Below are 16,167 nucleotides of genomic sequence, written 5' to 3'. Positions count from 1 at the left end.
TTTAATTATAGTTTTTTGTAGAAGAAATCATATAGTTCATACAAGTGTACAAAGCTTTCTTATCCCCAATCATCCCACCCTTAGTGACTATCGGCAGGCCATCCAGATAGCCTCCTGTAAAGTTTCCATAGGCGGCAAGCGGTAGTATTTCGTCTTTTAGGGCAATCCCATGTGCTCTAGTGATCGAGGCTACAGAAGCAGTTACATCTCCACCACTTAAATAGCAGCCCTTAAATGATTCACTATGGCTCTGCAAAAGCCGGCGGCTGATGACGCCGAGACCATCTGTTATTCTCTTGGCGAGTCCTTCTTCCGTTGTCCCTTCTTCTTCTGCTATTTGAGAAAGGTTCAGCATCTTCTGTCCCGGATGATAGGTTGTCACGAGCAGAATATCGCTGTCCCTAATTCTTTCCCCCGCTATATCGACTATCCGATTTACTTCCTGATCCCAAGTTTCTGAAAAAGTAGCCAGGCGAGCAGGATCCACATGTATCGGTTTAACATTTGTTTTCTGCGTGAAATAATCAATTTGAAGACCGGTTTGGGAAGTGGCGCTGCCTATGGTTATTAAATATTTTTCATTCGTTCGGACATGGTTCAACTTCTTACTTGCATAGGCAGCGGTGAATGGGCCCGGATCTACGGCAAGAATAGGACTGTCGATGTCTTTGACAACTTCCGCAATCGACTCAATATGCTCATCGGTAACAGCGTCGAAACAAATGACTTTCGAATGTTGCTTTACGTCATCAATTTTTTTCTTTAATGCAGCCGGATCACCCATGACCATATCGAGACCTACGGAAGTAATTGGCAGGGACGTCTGACATCGTATGATTTCCTCCACCTTTGACGTAGTTAAAGGCTTAACGGGGTCTGCTGCTACATCTGTTTGTTGGAGAGGAATATTGTCCACCAATAAAAATCCTCCAATAGTGGTTCGCGCCGAATCCGGGAAGGAGGAGACGACTACAGCTACTGCATCCTCGCCGAGGAATTCAAGCATTGTCTCCATTTCGGTTCCGATGTTTCCTCTCAAGGTACTATCGATTCGCTTACTGTAAATCCCTCCCTGTCCAACACGTTCACTCTTCTCAAGGGCTGCTTTCACCCTGCTTCTTGCCAGATCCTTTGAAGCATAGCGACTGTCAGTGTCCAGGCAGATCGCTTGGTATCCAGCATCCAGAACAGGCAGACCATGAATGATGGTTGCCGTTTTGAACCCTTTTTTATTTAGCTTTACTCCTGTTGCATTGGCTCCAGTCAGGTCGTCACAAAGCACAACAATATTGTTCATCCTCACCCCTCCTTCATTTAATAGACGTTGGTTACTTTCTGTAATTCTTCGACTGTATTACTATCTATTTGACCATCTGTGATAATACCGTTGATTTCTTCTAAGTCACATACGTGAGCAAAAGATCGTTTGTTGAATTTACTGTAATCTGCAACGACCCATTTGACACTCGCATTTTTGAGCATCTGCTTTTTGATGTACGATTTCTCTAGCGTAGGAGTCGAAATCCCCTCTGTTGGATGAACAGCATTTGCGCCGATAAAGACGATATCCACTTTAATCTGTTTCAAAAATTCCTGTACATGGGCACCGATGAAAGCACCGACACCTCTCTGGAGTTCTCCCCCTGTTGATATGACCTGGCATTCTGAATTGAGGAGTTCCATAGATATTTTCGCATCGTTGGTCACAATTAAAAGGTCATCTCTTTTGCTTAAGAGCTTAGCGATTTCAAGGTTGGTTGTTCCGGAGTCTAATAACACTCTGGAATGCTCCGGAATACGTTCGACTGCTTTTCTAGCTATTTCTTGTTTCTCTGCTGTATAACTGGACAGCTTCGTTTGATAAGGTATCTCTTGAGTCAATGTTTCCGGCAAAACTGCGCCACCATGGGAACGAATGAGTCTGCCTTCTTCTTCGAGCGAAGCAAGATCCCTTCGAATGGTCATCGGTGACACATCAAACAGGGAGGATAATTGATCAATGTAAACCGCTCCTTCTGTGTGAAGATGTTTCAAAATCTCAAACCGTCTTTCTGCTTGTATCATGTGCTTCAACCTCTTCCAATGTTCGTTTGTGTTAAGTATACGCTTACAATTAAGGTAAATCAACATAAATAAACAAATAATGTTACTTTTTGTTCGTTTAATCTAAAGAAATGTTTGAATTTGTTTGTTTTAGTGATGAACTTCTAAAGTCCATTAACAAAATTATCCATCAAATAAATCAATGGGATCGAACTAAACCTCTCATTTACCATAATCAAAAGAAAAAAGCGGGCCGATTCGTTATCAACAACAAATCGACCCGCTTTTTATTCGTTTCCTCTGCTACTACAATGAATCATCTAGTATCTTAAAAAAAGAACACGTGTGCCATCACAGCTATAATCGGCAGCGTAATCAACGTCCGCTGCAGGAAAATCACAAGAAGGTCGACAATACCGACCGGGATTTTCGATTTAATAAGCAGGATGCCGACTTCAGACATGTAAATCAGCTGAGTCAATGATACAGCAGCAATGACGAATCTGGAGAGCTCACTTTCAATTCCGCTCCCGACGACAGCTGGAAGGAACATGTCCGCAAATCCGACGAGCATCGCTGGTGCGGTCTCTACGGCGGATGGGATTTGGAGGAGATTCAATAGACCGACGAATGGATAGGACAAGTACGTAAATACAGGTGTGAATTCGGCTAATATCAAGGCGAGGGTTCCTAGAGCCATCACTAAGGGCAGCAGGCCGAACCAGATATCGATGACATTTTGAACGCCCTGCCTGGCTACTTGTTTGAAACCGGTGACTTTCTGCGCTTTTTCTAATGCTTTCTGCAATCCCCACTGGAAATTGGAGGTGTTCTCAGGAACCGCTTCACTGATCTGTTTTCCAACGGGCTCATAGTATTCATCTTTTTTCCTGGATAGAGGAGGGATACGTGGACATATCACTGCAGCTGCCAATCCGGCCACTACAGTGGTCAAATAAAACTGGACAAACATGTGTTCAAGTCCGATGAAGGTAATAACGACTAAGCTGAAGGCGATGGAAGCAACGGAGAAAGTGGTCGAGATGACGGCTGCTTCTCGTTTGGTATAAAAGCCTTCTTCATACTGTTTTGTGGTAATGAGGACCCCGACTGTTCCGCTTCCCATCCACGAAGCGAAGGCATCGATGGAGGAGCGTCCCGGCAATTTGAAAAGGGGGTACATGATTTTCCGGAAGATGGAGCCGACGAATTCCATTAAGCCAAACTCCAGCATTAAGGGCATCAGTAAACCGGCAAACAAAAACCATGTCGTCAGAACGGGGATCAAGGAATAAAGGACCGTTCCGCCGGTAATATCGGCATACAGCCAGCTCGGGCCCCATTTGAATATCGTACAAATGGCGAATAAGGCCCCCATCGTGCGGATGGTCAACCAGAAAGAATGGATATAAAACAATGACTGTAGAAAGTTCGACTGCATGATCCACCTGGGTTTGGCGGCTTTTGTATAAGCCGCCCCCAGAGCAGACAGGGCTAGAATCACAGTCATGAATATATACAGGTATGGCTCAAAGATGGATTGAAGCGCTTCTGCCATAATTCCGACACCGATCGTCACTTTACCATTGTAATTGATGGGCACTAAGAAAAGCAGGGCGCCAAAAACGGACGGAATGATAAATTTTATGTAATCATTATTGGTAAACGTCGACGCTCGCTTTTCCTCCCATTGCTCTACTTTTTCCGGTGTGTGCATGTGCATTCCCCCTTCGTTTAGAAATCGTGGTTATCTGGTCAACGCCTTCTGTTCTGCTCTTTTCTTCATCGCGACGAGACTGATCATTTCAAAGCCAACCGCAGAAGCAAGACCTGCCGTGATATCACCGGCATCGTACGTCGGCAGCACTTCCACTAAATCGAATCCGACAAGGTTAAGCCCATGCAGGCCTCTCACACATTCCAGCGCTTCAAAGCTTGTCGGCCCTGCGACTTCAGGCGTTCCTGTTCCAGGTGCATAAGCCGGGTCCACAAAATCGATGTCGAAGCTGACAAATACCGGATGGTCCGGCCCGATTTTTTCATGAATGCGCTCAATGACTTTTTCATAGCCCATTTTGCGGACCTTTTTCATCGGCAGGACTTCAAAGCCGAGGTCTTCCGCATCCTTATAGTCTTCCGGTCCGTAAAGAGGTCCGCGCAAACCAATCTGTATCGAACGATCCATATCCAGCAGCCCTTCTTCCGCCGCTCTCCGGAATGGTGTCCCGTGCATATACTTTTCACCAAAATAGTTGTCCCACGTATCGCCGTGGCTGTCAAAATGAACAAACGCCATCTTGCCGTATTTTTTATGGAAGGCGCGCAGGTTTCCAAGGGAAATCGAATGATCACCGCCTAAAATGATCGGCGTGACCGATTTCTCAAGAAGAGGATCCAGTCCTTCGACGATGTTGTCGTATGTACGGTGGATGTTGCCTGGGATCACATCGATATCGCCATAATCGACACCAGAGGCATAGTCAAAAATATTGATGTCCTGATCAGGGTTGTACGGGCGCAGCAGCACGGATGAATTCCGGATATGCTGCGGTCCGCCTCTTTGACCTGTCCGGTTTGAAACTGCCGTATCAAAAGGAACTCCGAGCACAGCGAAATCAACGTTTTCTTCCGTTTTCACAGCTTCCAATCTCATAAATGTGCTCAATCCGCAAAAGCGTGGGGACAATGAAGAATCAATCGGTTTATACATCAAAAAACTCCCTTTTTATTATTTAAAGACCTAATGAAATGTATTTCGTTTCCAGATACTCCTCGATCCCCTGGGGACCACCTTCTCGACCGAGTCCACTTTCCTTGAATCCTCCGAAAGGTGCCTGAGCAGCGGACGGGGATCCGTCATTGACACCGACAATTCCGTATTCCAGCGCTTCCGAGAGGGTTAACGCTTTGCTCATATTTTCTGTGAAAAGGTAAGCAGCCAGACCGAACGGGGTATTGTTGGCTTGTTGTACAGCCTCTTCCTCATCACTGAATGATGTGATTGGTACGACGGGACCGAACGTTTCCTCCTTCATGCAGATCATGGACTCATCGACGTTTTTCAAAATCGTCGGCGGCATGATAAGACTTCCTTTAGAGGTTGAGTCCGCTCCACCGGTTACAATTTCTGCCCCTCGGGAGCGTGCATCTTCGATATGTCGAGCCACTTTATCGCAAGCCCCCTGGTTGATAAGCGGGCCGATATCTGTGTCAGGATCCATGCCGTCACCGACTTTAAGCGCTTCAACAGCTGCTTTTAATTTGTCGGTAAAAGCATCAACGATGGATTCATGAACAAAGAAACGATTAGAGCAGATGCACGTCTGCCCGGCATTTCTGAACTTCGAGGCCACCGCTCCTGCAACCGCTTTATCAAGATCCGCATCCGCCAGCACGACAAAAGGAGCCTGCCCACCGAGTTCCAGGGACACCCGCTTCATCGTTTCCGCAGATTTTTTCATAAGCAGCTTCCCGACTTCTGTGGATCCTGTAAACGAAAGCTTCCTTACTCTGGCATCTGAAAGCCACACATCACTGATCGTTTCTGCATCACCGGTCAAAACATTGATCAGCCCTGCAGGCGCCCCCGCTTCTATAGCCAATTCTACTAAGCGGATCGCCGTTAATGGCGTTTCTTCTGCTGGTTTAATAAGGACTGAGCACCCTGCTGCAATAGCGGGCGCGACTTTCCGAGTGATCATTGCCGCCGGAAAATTCCACGGCGTAATAGCCGCTACCACTCCGACAGGCTGCTTTTGAACGAGAATCCGCTTATCAGGCTTGGAGGCCGGGATGGTCTGTCCGTACACTCGCTTTGCTTCAGCGGCATACCAGGAGATATAACTGTTGGCGTACCCAATCTCGCCCTTGGCTTCCTTCAGCGGCTTGCCCTGCTCTTTTGTCATGATTTCAGCGAGCTCATCGGTGTGCTCCTCTATCAATTGAAACCATCTCGTTAGAAAATCGGCGCGCTCATCCGCCGTCGTCTTTTTCCAAGCTTGATAGGAACGATGGGCAGCTTCCACCGCCTGCTTTGCTTCTTTCTCACCGGCATCCGGTACAGAAGCAACGATTTCTCCGTTGATCGGATTATAGACCGGGAAGGTTTTGTCTGTCTGTATCTGTTCTCCGTCAATTACGATATTCATAGTCAGCCTCCTTTTTACACATGCTGGGGTGTCGAGCAGTTCTTGATTGCTGTTTCTAAAATGGATAATCCTTCGTCTAATTCTTCATCTGTAATGACAAGCGGCATCAGGAAGCGGATGACATTCCCGTACAAACCTGCTCCTAAGACAAGAAGTCCTGCATGCTGGGCTTCGGAAATAATTTTCTGAGTCAACAGCTTGTCCGGTGCCTTCGTATCCCTGTCTTCTACGATCTCTACAGCCACCATGGCTCCGAGGCCACGAATTTCACCGATACAATCGAGATCTTCGGATAACTGATGGAACCTGTCTTTGACGACATTTCCGATATGAACGGCCCGCTCATTCAATCCCTCATTTTCAATGACTTCAATTGCCGCAATAGCCGCACGGCAGCCTAATGGATTCCCGCTGTATGTACCACCGAGCTCACCAGCACCGGCTGCATCCATCACTTCACTTCGTCCGATGACCCCGCTGATCGGTGTTCCGGCTCCTAGTGATTTGGATACGGTAATCAAATCCGGCGTCACGTCATAGTGATCAATCGCAAAATACTTTCCTGTCCGGCCAAATCCTGTCTGAATCTCGTCAGCAACAAAAAGAATGCCGTGTTCCTCGCACAACCCTTTAACCGCCTGTACAAAGCTCTTTTCAGGAACGATGAAGCCACCTTCTCCCTGCACCGGCTCCATAACGACGGCTGCGATAGATTCAGGTGCGACTTCTGTGAGAAGGAATTTCTTGAATTCTTCGATCATGAACAAGTTGTATTCTTCCTCCGTCATCCCTTCCGGTTTCCGGTATGGATACGGGAATGGTGCCTTATACACTTCCGGAGCAAAAGGTCCGAAGCCGAACTTATAAGGCTTCACCTTACTCGTCATCGACATCGTCATTAACGTCCGGCCATGGAAGCCATTTTCAAACGTAACGACGGCCTGTCTACCTGTATGTTTTCGTGCAATTTTCACGGCATTCTCCACTGCTTCTGCACCGCTGTTCTGCAGGAGCACTTTTTTATCATGTGAGCCCGGGGCAAGAGCCGCCAGCTTCTCAGCCAGTTCAATATACGGTTCATACATCATCACGTTAAAGCCTGTGTGGATATACTGGTCAACCTGATCATGGAGAGCTGCCTTCACGGTTGGATGACAGTGCCCGACGTTGATCGTCCCAATCGCACCGGCGAAGTCGATGAACGTATTGCCATCCACATCGGTCACCTTCGCTCCCTCTGCTTTTGCCGCAAACGTCGGGATGCCATAACTGACAGCATTCGGTACGATATTGTGACGCCTTTCTAAAAGCTCACTTGCCTTAGGGCCTGGAAGCTGTGTTTGAATGGACGCGTGTGTTGTCATTATTTTTCCCCCTTCAATTGAAAATGGATGTTCGTTCCGCGAGATCCGTCAGCGTGGACAGCATATGGGCTTCAATCGCTTTCTTAGAAGCGGCCACATCGCGTTTCTTCAGCGCTTTCACAACCTCCAAATGCTCCGGCACGGAGAGAACCTCATCCATCGCTGTTGTATAAAAGTTGTCTCTTAGAATCAAATAACAGTCAGACCATTGGTTCAGCCTTTGGATTTCCTGAAGAAGAAATCTGTTCCCCGCCACTTGTGCCGGGTACGCGTGAATGAGGGCGTTGATACGGAGAAATTCCTCGTAATCTTTGTCCTCATAAGCCTTTACTTCTTCGTCTAGCAGCCGGTCCATTTGTTGAAAATGTTCACTGGTCATCTGATGAACAGCCAGCTCTGCCGCATAGCTTTCAAGAACAATTCGAAGATTAAACACATCTTCGAGCTCTTTATCCGAGGGACTGCAGACAAAAGCTCCTCTATGTGGAACAAGTTCAATCAATCCCTCATTTTCGAGTTTGGTGAATGCCGCACGGATGGGGGTGCGGCTCATTTCGAGCTCGTTACTTACCCAGTCTTCCGTTACTCGCTGTCCTGCCACCAGGCGCTTCAGCATAATGGCCCGTTTGATTTTTTCGTACGCAATTTCTTCGTTTTTCCTTTTATTCATTTCGCCTACCACCATTGTGTTTAAAGATTGTATACAATTTCTATATACAATTAGTCTACAACAAACGTTTTCTGATTTCTACAATTATTCTGAATTTTTATGTGATTAGATTTTAAGTCTGATGCTTACAGCATGCTGAAAGACATAAGAGAGCCTGTGAAATTAAGCTTACACAAAGGCCCGAATACAGAAAAAAAGAGGCATTATCACAAGCAAGTCCCGAAAAGGGAACTGCTTCAATAATGCCGTAATCAAATCCTTCCACTCATCATCCCCAGCGCACGGCTGCCAAATAGAACAGCCGTATCGATTTTCTCAATTTGTGACAATGCCTTTGGTTTTATATTGCGATGAGGAGTTGCGCTTTTCTAAACAGAATTTATAACTCTTATCACAAGGTTATGGCTTCATCGTCTGGTAGCTTTGATATTTATGAATCGCCTGACCGGCATAAGAAGGTTCATTCTCATAGAGTTCATCTAGTATGTTCAGCTGGTCATTCATATAATCTTCCCCTTCTTCAAAGAAGGACACCTTCTCATAAGGCTCCAAATATTGTGTTTCTACTCCCATTACGATCTTGCTGCCAATCTGATTGGCATATTGGATTTCGTGCTCGGTATGATACGATATGGAATCTTTTCCTTCTGCAAAATCCCGGTAGGCCATGATCGCCACCCCATCAGTCACGGTATCCATGACATGATCTGAAAGAGGCTTGGTTACGCCTTTATACGTGGTTTCATATTTTTCTCCATCAAACCAGAACGGCATAGCAACCATGAACTCAAAATCACTTTTCATTTTAGGGAACTGCACGATAGAGTCGATCACATGCAGCCCTTTCAAGTATTGATCGATGACTTGTGTTCTTTCATCTGTATCCCACTCGTCAAGTAAATAAGGTTCAATATCAAACTGGATGCCATCAAATTTCTCGTCTCCTCCGGCGGTCTGGTTGTAACAAAGTACACTGAACAAACGGGATAAGGGGACATGTCTATTTTCAGCTAATGCCCATTCCGCCGCTCCATCCAAAGCATGGACTTCAATTCCATTGGCATGGGCAAGCTGGATAAACGCTTGGTAATGTTCAGGGTGCTTTTGGATATAGGGCAGATCCTCTCTTGCGCCAATGTTCAAGTAAATCATGTTAACACCTTTTTCTTCCGCAAAGGAAACCATCTCTTCCCTGGATTCTTCCGTATTAATATCCTCATTCGGAAACCACGCCCACATCGCTTTGTCTTTGCCGGATGCTGTTTCTGCTGAGATGCTTCCGGGAAGAAATACGAAAACCACAGCCATTGCGCATAAACCTGTCAACCAACCTATTCTCTCAGATAATTTTTCCATTAAGACCCTCCTGTATTTTACATACACCTGCGTCTTAAGAAACGAGTTGCCAACCTTGACTATCACACCCTCCTCTGTGATCTATTAAAGCGGGTTCGCCGATGCGATGTTACGATAATCATTGCACCTGACATACCCGTTTTTCCGCGATGAAAAAGGAAGCCTTGCTTCTTCGAGTTCAGGAAGATCTGGAGTGTGACCTTCCAAATAGTCTGAGAGCTTTCGTACTGCTGTCCGAAGTCTCGCCATTAACCCTCCATATCGAATGTCCAGAACTTCCCATCCAAAAGGCTTATTCACTTTCATCCACTGTTCGTAATGCATATCTCTTAGCCGCTCCACCTCTTGTAATAGACTGGGCAGAAGTTGTTCTTTCATATGTTGCAGGGTTTGATGATCTTTTTCCTCATAAGCGGCCTTCAACTGACGGTTGAGTTCGCTTTTCAGGCTTAAGACCGCACACATTTGACTGGGAACCTCCAGAATCCAACTCCAGATCCCCACCTTTTTCTTAGCACCCTCCAACTGACGATGGAGGTCTCCGTAATAAGTGTTCAAAGGCCGGCCTTCCGTTTGTTTATCAAACAAACCGACGAATGGGTCCTGCCATAACAAGTATTTGGATGGATTAGCAGGCTCCAACTCCCCCTCCTCATACTCTGGAGGTTGATCCAGCTCTCCTATTTTTAGAAAAGCTTCCATATCTGCTCCTGTGCAGAAAGCAAATCGTTCCCTAACCTTCTTCCTATCCGGCTCTTCATCATAGCCATGTTCAGCAATCAGCTGCAGTCCCAAAAGACTTTGAAAAGGGTTGGTTTCCGCTCCGTTATCCCCCCACAGGGTGGAGAATACTTCTTGTATGCCTTCTTTTTTACAAGCCCTGTAGGAAGACTCGATGACACGGAATGTTTTTGGATAATGAATCGAAACACCGTTCCAAGTCCAGATCCCTCCAGCAAATAATGGTTTCGTCCCGAACGATTGATGCTTTTGCATGAATGCTCTGTAAAACTCCTCATCCTCATGATAGTAATCCCAGTAGACGTACTGAAGATCTTTAGGCATCTCTTGAATGACCTCATCCGGAATCCGGGCATCCAAATCGTAATAGTGTCCTTTGTCAGAAGCCATCCGGAAGTACATGTCACTCCATATCATCGGATCAAGCCCTTTGTTCCGGGTGATTTGCAAGACTTCCTTCAGATGATCGTTCATGATCTCAAAGCTTGGACGGTATCCGTGCTTCTTCCAATATTGTCCTCGCCCTAACAAGTGCGCCTCATCCATACCGATATGGATTCGTTTCGTCCTGAATGACTGCATCACGGAGGAAATCATCTGCTCAATCAATTCATAAGTTTCTTCTGCCCCTGTAAGCAGAATATCGGATGTATCTTTCAATGCCTCATTCCCGTCCCACTGTAAGAAGGTCGACAGGTGAGCAAGAGTCTGAATGCTCGGAATCAATTCAATCCCGAATTGATCTGCATAATCGTCCAATTCCTTCAGTTCTTCCTGACTGTAACGCCCCCGCCTATAACCAAAGTACGGCTGCTCTTTGATTTCGTATGTATCTTCCATATAAAGCATCAGCATATTCAACCCCATAACGGCCATGATCCGGATGATCGTTTTGATTTGGTCCGGCTTCATGACACCATTCCTGGAACAGTCGAGCATGATTCCGTTCATGGTGAACTGTGGGGTTTCCTCCATAGTGAAAGTAGAGGTGTGAGCTGCTTTTTTCAACAATAATCCCAACGCCCTGAAGAAATGAATCGGCTGATTGAAAAAAATAGCTCCTTCCTCTTCATTCAAGGTGACCTTCAGGTTCTTATGCTCCCACCGTTTCACCTGAATCCGCAAGCCACCCTCTTTGTTGAGTGAGCAGCCATAAATTTCTGCAAGCTCCTCCAGGGCTGCTTGAAATTCTCCACTATCCCCTTCCATCCTTACGTTCACAAAAGTTCCCCCTTCCCTTGGTACGAATGAGATACCCGTACAGCCCTTGATTCCTGATCCGATTGGTAGATGGATTCAATGACTTGAATGATAGACTTGCCGTACACCCCCGTATTTTCAATAGGAGCTTTCCCTGTGATCCCATTCACCAACTCGGTTAATTGCTCTTGAAAAGGGTGGTCCAGATTAGAGGCATACACTTGTTCATACTTTCCACCTTTACTCACCCACACCCCTTTTCCTATCTCCACTTTCATCATCCCGTTTGTGAAGACAAATTCCGTGAGCTGCTTAGGGACCGGGTTATAACCTGATATTGAAACGCTGACGGGAATCCCTGATTCTGTCTCCATGTGAAGCAATCCAGCTCCCTCAATCCCTGGTGACGTATACGACAAGTTGGCGGTAACTTTCGTAAACGGCTCATTCACCACCCATTGAATCTTATCAATGCAATGAGCTCCGATGTTCATGATGATGCCACCCCCGGAGCAATCCGGATCCAGAAACCATTCCGGCCGGTCAGCTGTAAAGTAGTTGAGATGACGCTTCTCATTGATGAATACCAATTCTCCCAGCTTAAGCTCATGGATCACCCGCTTCGCTCTCTTGTTTTCTTGAAAATAGTGCTGAATATGTCCGACCAGCAACTGTACGTTGTGCTCAGTTGCTGCTGCCAGAACCTCCTCACAATCTTTAGAGTTCAGGGCCATCGGTTTTTCCAGCAGAAGGTGACAGCCTTGCTGGGCAGAGAACAGCGCCGCCTCCTTATGTAAGTGGTGAGGAAGGGTGATGATGACAATATCCGGTGTGGTTTCATGGATCATTTGTTTGTAATCGGTATAACCATTCAGCCTGAACTCTTCAGCTAAAGCATCTCTTTTGGAAGAGTCTATCTCCGCTAAAGCCACTGCTTGAAGTTCGTCCAGGGATTGAATAGCTTGCAGGTGTTCTTTAGCAATTAGTCCTCCTCCGATGACTCCGACGTTTAACATCACCTTTACACCTCCTGTTTTTGTAGTTGTTTCCTTAAGTATGAGAAATCTTTTACTGCATTCCCATAAATATCCTTCTTCGTATCGTCCGCTTCAGCTACTCCTTTGGTGAATTCCATAGAGAAGCTCCCTCGATACTCTTCATCTTTTAGAATTTGAAGACGTTCCTGGATGAAATGAGGTTCTTCTTCCAGGGCATGAAACACATGGTTTTTAAAGAGACTCACATGAGCATGAGTGATTTTTCCTCCTAAATGATCGAACCATTTATTCAGGTCCACCTGGACATGAAATGGATGGATGACCGCTCTGACGTCCATTGGTGCGAGTTGTTCAAGAACCTCCCGTGCAGTTCTGGGATCTTCCATGACCGTCCCTGGGTGACACTCACATAACAGTTCGCAATATTCAGGGATTTGTTTCTTCCAATCTTTAAGATTACGAATATACGCATCCAGCGAGGCTTCCGAATCTCCAAAGTTGAACTTCACTTGCTTCGAATGTAACCGGTCAATCATGGCTGCAGCTTCCGCTCTTTCTTTGTCCTGATCGTCATCAAAACCGACATAAGAATTATAGATTTCAACCGGTAATGAGTGATTTATGAGAGCTCTTACTTCTTCGTTAGAGCTTTTCAATGCATGGTTCTCCCATAATTCAATCCCATCAAAACCATCGGCCTTCATCCTTCCCATCCACTCACTGACGCGAAGGGAGGGGTTGCGACCTGCCTCCCAGCGATTTCTTTCGAAGAGGACGGTATTCATTAAAAATCGACTCATCGTACACTTCCTTTCATTAACAATCCATTCAGCCCAGGGCAGACAGGGAAGTCAGTCCTTCTTCAAACGAAGATAAATCCACTTGATAGATATATCTCGGACGCCCTCTTCCTCCGGACTGCTCTTCTCCGATGATTTTGGCGAGACTGTGGCTTTCCAGTGTCGTAAGGATCCGGCGTGCACTTCTCAAGGTGATGGAGAACCCCTTCGCTAATTCCGCGGCTGTCATTTTATCTCGGCCTAATGCACGGCATAACCCGATCAGACGATAGATGGTCGCTCCACTGATGCCTATATTTTTCATGTGTTTCAGTGACTGTTGACCTTCCAGTCTGTAAGGAAACGATGGTGCCAGACAACTCCATCGGTCGACAAGTTTTTGTATTTCTCTCCGGATGCAGGAGTGGGTTGGCGTGATCAAATGGGTTTCCTCACACATCGTCTGAAAAGCTTGGAAGACGCGAGGATGAGTGGTAATGATACTTGTGATATGTTGATTTTCCAAACCACGCTTATGATGGGTGATGATATCGTTCACCTTCATCTCTTTCCTATGTTCAAAGATTTCCAGGTTCTCAAGCGGCAGGTTTTCCTCCATAACCTGCATACGGATTTCTTCTTTACTCCTATAGTCAACGCTCCACTTCCCTTCTGAAACCCGGCTTTGGCTGAACAGACACTTGGTCAAGGCAGCATTCAGAGCTATTGGAGAGCAAGTCAGTTCATGGAACGTTATTTCAGGGAACTTCCTCTTCAGGTTCTCACTTTCAAACATGGGAGTCAGAACAGCATCAAAGGTAGATAAAGAGAGACTCTCCAAACTTGGATCTCTATCTGACTCTTTCAAAAGAGGGGTCACCGTGAGAAGAGGAAATTCTTCAGCTACTCGCTCTACTTTATTCCAAACCTCTTTTTGTCCGACAAACAACAACCTTTTTTTCATATGAAGTCACATCCTATGAACGGGAATCGTCAAGCTATTATTTCAGACCTGATGAACTGGCCCCGCGGACAAAGAACTTCTCTGTGAACAAGAAGACAATCAGGATAGGGATCAATGTCATCAATGCCGCGGCCACCAAGTACTGCTCCTTACCGAACCAGGCGCCGGACATCGACAGCACTCCGATGGGCAGCGTGAACTTCTCTTCTGAAGATAGGTAAATCACAGGGGCCATGATTTCGTTCCATTTGGTCATGAAGGTAAAAATCGTCAGTGTCGCTAACTGTGGCTTACACATCGGCAGGAAGATCCTCCAATAGGTCTGGAACGGAGAACATCCATCCAACTTCGCGGCCTCCTCATAACTCTTAGGAATCGATAGGAACGCCTGCCTCATCAGGAATACCCCGAAGGGCTGAGCCAGCCATTCTAAAATCCATAAGGGAACGAGCGTATCTAAAAAACCCATATTCCTAAAGATGATAAATTGCGGGATAATCATAACTACTGGTGGGATCATCAAGGTACCGAGCACCATGACGAACAAAGAATTTTTAAAAGGAAATTCCAGACGGGCAAACGCATACGCAACCATGGAACAGGAGAATAATGCACCAAGGACAGACAACAACGTCACAACCAGACTGTTCCACCCGTATTGAGCGAAATCCGTCATTCGCCAGACTTCTATATAGTTCTCCCATTTAAAAGGATTGGGAATCCATTCAACCGGTATCGCTGTATATTGCGTGTAGGATTTTAAAGAGTTCAAGGCCGCTGCCACAAAAGGTGTCAGCATGATCAGCGCACTGAACGTAATGATTAGATAACTGATAATCTTCCTTTTCCTATTGGGATTTTTCATAGATAACACCTCTAGATCCTCTATTTCTCATAGTGCACCCACTTGTTCTGCAGTTTCACTTGAACGAGCGTAATGGCGAATAAAATAAGGAACAGCACCCAGGCAATGGCCGAGGCATAACCCATCTTCAAGAAGGCAAACCCTTGCTGGAACAAGTAAAGCATAAGTACCATACTTGCATTATTCGGACCACCTGCTGCCGTAATGTCTCCGGAGTTCCCTGTCATGACATAGATTTGTTCAAACGCTTGGAAAGTCGTGATGGTACTCAGGACAAGAACGAGGAACGTCGTACCAGAAATCAAGGGGACCGTTACATGCCTGAACTTCTGCAGTACGCCTGCCCCTTCGATATCTGCTGCTTCGTAAAGATCTTCCGGAACGTTCTGCAGCCCGGCCAGGAAAATAATCATCATATAGCCGATTCCTTTCCAAACAGCGACGGTGACCAACACCGGAATGACAAGGGCTTCATCGTTCAACCATTGCTGCGGCTCCATTCCCAGTTTCAATAACAAGTCATTGGCCAATCCAAAACGGGGGTTGAAGATGGCATCCGCCACATACAACACGACCGTCCAGGAAGAAATGACAGGAATGAAATGAGCCATCCTGTAAAGCTTCAATCCTTTCAGACTTTGATTCAAAGCCGCAGCTAAAATCAAAGCGAGGATCGTCTGTGTCGGAACAAACAGGATGGTAAAGTAAAGGGTGTTCCATAACGACTTCCAGAAAACCGGATCGTTGATTAATTTGTCATAATTATCAAGTCCGATCCATTGCGGAGCGTTCAGCATATCGTACCTGGAAAAACTGAAGTATAACGATGCAATTAACGTAAAGGCAATAAAGACGATGAACTGAATGAGGTAGGGGGAAATCATGAAAAGCCCCCATTTCCCCTCATCCGTCAACCACTTCTTCTTCGGTGATTTAGGTTTCTTCTGCTTGGCTAATGTTAACTTGGATTTCTTTTGTTTTTTCTCCCCTTGCTGCTCAGGGAAGTGATCCTTCGGTTTTAAGTTATCGCTCATATCAG

General features: G+C 46.1%; 14 protein-coding genes. All 14 read right to left on the bottom strand.

From position 1 onward, the window contains the following. Nucleotide 1: 1 nt before the first annotated feature. The 14 genes from H615_RS0109220 to H615_RS21120 all read right to left on the bottom strand — a co-directional run bounded on the left by H615_RS0109220 (nt 2) and on the right by H615_RS21120 (nt 16,162). The gene (locus tag H615_RS0109220) at nt 2-1,297 is read right to left on the bottom strand and encodes a four-carbon acid sugar kinase family protein (protein WP_027954880.1); all 1,296 of its coding nucleotides are present in this window, start codon (nt 1,295-1,297) and stop codon (nt 2-4) included. A gap of 17 nt (nt 1,298-1,314) precedes the next feature. After that, nucleotides 1,315-2,064, bottom strand: a complete 750-nt coding sequence (locus H615_RS0109215) for a DeoR/GlpR family DNA-binding transcription regulator (protein WP_027954879.1) — start codon at nt 2,062-2,064, stop codon at nt 1,315-1,317. 307 nt (nt 2,065-2,371) lie between these two features. Continuing rightward, the gene (locus tag H615_RS0109210; protein WP_156896468.1) at nt 2,372-3,760 is read right to left on the bottom strand and encodes a YjiH family protein; all 1,389 of its coding nucleotides are present in this window, start codon (nt 3,758-3,760) and stop codon (nt 2,372-2,374) included. A gap of 30 nt (nt 3,761-3,790) precedes the next feature. Then, nucleotides 3,791-4,753, bottom strand: coding sequence for an agmatinase (gene speB / locus H615_RS0109205; RefSeq protein ID WP_027954877.1), 963 nt, complete (start codon nt 4,751-4,753; stop codon nt 3,791-3,793). 22 nt (nt 4,754-4,775) lie between these two features. Continuing rightward, on the bottom strand, nt 4,776-6,191 hold the full coding sequence (locus H615_RS0109200; RefSeq protein WP_027954876.1) for an NAD-dependent succinate-semialdehyde dehydrogenase: 1,416 nt from the start codon (nt 6,189-6,191) through the stop codon (nt 4,776-4,778). Nucleotides 6,192-6,205: 14 nt separating this feature from the next. Then, nucleotides 6,206-7,555 (bottom strand): 4-aminobutyrate--2-oxoglutarate transaminase, encoded by a 1,350-nt coding sequence (gene gabT, locus H615_RS0109195; RefSeq protein WP_027954875.1) that lies wholly within the window; start codon nt 7,553-7,555, stop codon nt 6,206-6,208. A gap of 13 nt (nt 7,556-7,568) precedes the next feature. Then, on the bottom strand, nt 7,569-8,225 hold the full coding sequence (locus H615_RS0109190) for a GntR family transcriptional regulator (protein WP_027954874.1): 657 nt from the start codon (nt 8,223-8,225) through the stop codon (nt 7,569-7,571). A gap of 399 nt (nt 8,226-8,624) precedes the next feature. After that, nucleotides 8,625-9,581, bottom strand: a complete 957-nt coding sequence (locus H615_RS0109185) for a hypothetical protein (protein ID WP_027954873.1) — start codon at nt 9,579-9,581, stop codon at nt 8,625-8,627. Between the two features lie 84 nt (nt 9,582-9,665). Continuing rightward, a complete protein-coding gene (locus tag H615_RS21130; RefSeq protein WP_051254647.1) occupies nt 9,666-11,543 on the bottom strand; it encodes a beta-N-acetylhexosaminidase in 1,878 nt (625 codons plus the stop codon). Beyond that, a complete protein-coding gene (locus H615_RS21125) occupies nt 11,540-12,538 on the bottom strand; it encodes a Gfo/Idh/MocA family protein (protein WP_035531866.1) in 999 nt (332 codons plus the stop codon). The genes H615_RS21130 and H615_RS21125 overlap by 4 nt, the downstream gene beginning before the upstream one ends. Before the next feature lie 5 nt (nt 12,539-12,543). Further along, complete coding sequence (locus tag H615_RS0109170) at nt 12,544-13,320, bottom strand: sugar phosphate isomerase/epimerase family protein (protein WP_027954872.1); 777 nt, start codon at nt 13,318-13,320, stop codon at nt 12,544-12,546. Between the two features lie 28 nt (nt 13,321-13,348). After that, complete coding sequence (locus H615_RS0109165) at nt 13,349-14,263, bottom strand: helix-turn-helix domain-containing protein (protein WP_027954871.1); 915 nt, start codon at nt 14,261-14,263, stop codon at nt 13,349-13,351. Between the two features lie 37 nt (nt 14,264-14,300). Further along, nucleotides 14,301-15,128 carry a carbohydrate ABC transporter permease gene (locus H615_RS0109160; protein WP_027954870.1) on the bottom strand — a complete coding sequence of 276 codons (828 nt, stop codon included), beginning with the start codon at nt 15,126-15,128 and terminating at the stop codon, nt 14,301-14,303. A 20-nt stretch (nt 15,129-15,148) separates the two neighbouring features. After that, complete coding sequence (locus H615_RS21120) at nt 15,149-16,162, bottom strand: carbohydrate ABC transporter permease (protein ID WP_211225368.1); 1,014 nt, start codon at nt 16,160-16,162, stop codon at nt 15,149-15,151. Nucleotides 16,163-16,167 lie beyond the last annotated feature (5 nt).

The sequence above is a fragment of the Halobacillus kuroshimensis DSM 18393 genome, assembly GCF_000425705.1.
Lineage (GTDB): Bacteria > Bacillota > Bacilli > Bacillales > Halobacillaceae > Halobacillus > Halobacillus kuroshimensis.
This window is presented reverse-complemented; position numbering and strand designations above follow the sequence as displayed.

Bases quoted from the DNA above. Each gene is read 5' to 3' on its own strand.
- H615_RS0109160 (WP_027954870.1), bottom strand. From the start codon at position 15,128: ATGAAAAATCCCAATAGGAAAAGGAAGATTATCAGTTATCTAATCATT.
- H615_RS0109220 (WP_027954880.1), bottom strand. From the start codon at position 1,297: ATGAACAATATTGTTGTGCTTTGTGACGACCTGACTGGAGCCAATGCA.
- H615_RS0109165 (WP_027954871.1), bottom strand. From the start codon at position 14,263: ATGAAAAAAAGGTTGTTGTTTGTCGGACAAAAAGAGGTTTGGAATAAA.
- H615_RS0109210 (WP_156896468.1), bottom strand. From the start codon at position 3,760: ATGCACACACCGGAAAAAGTAGAGCAATGGGAGGAAAAGCGAGCGTCG.
- H615_RS0109215 (WP_027954879.1), bottom strand. From the start codon at position 2,064: ATGATACAAGCAGAAAGACGGTTTGAGATTTTGAAACATCTTCACACA.
- H615_RS0109170 (WP_027954872.1), bottom strand. From the start codon at position 13,320: ATGAGTCGATTTTTAATGAATACCGTCCTCTTCGAAAGAAATCGCTGG.
- H615_RS0109200 (WP_027954876.1), bottom strand. From the start codon at position 6,191: ATGAATATCGTAATTGACGGAGAACAGATACAGACAGACAAAACCTTC.
- speB (WP_027954877.1), bottom strand. From the start codon at position 4,753: ATGTATAAACCGATTGATTCTTCATTGTCCCCACGCTTTTGCGGATTG.
- H615_RS0109185 (WP_027954873.1), bottom strand. From the start codon at position 9,581: ATGGAAAAATTATCTGAGAGAATAGGTTGGTTGACAGGTTTATGCGCA.
- H615_RS21125 (WP_035531866.1), bottom strand. From the start codon at position 12,538: ATGTTAAACGTCGGAGTCATCGGAGGAGGACTAATTGCTAAAGAACAC.
- H615_RS0109190 (WP_027954874.1), bottom strand. From the start codon at position 8,225: ATGAATAAAAGGAAAAACGAAGAAATTGCGTACGAAAAAATCAAACGG.
- gabT (WP_027954875.1), bottom strand. From the start codon at position 7,555: ATGACAACACACGCGTCCATTCAAACACAGCTTCCAGGCCCTAAGGCA.
- H615_RS21120 (WP_211225368.1), bottom strand. From the start codon at position 16,162: ATGAGCGATAACTTAAAACCGAAGGATCACTTCCCTGAGCAGCAAGGG.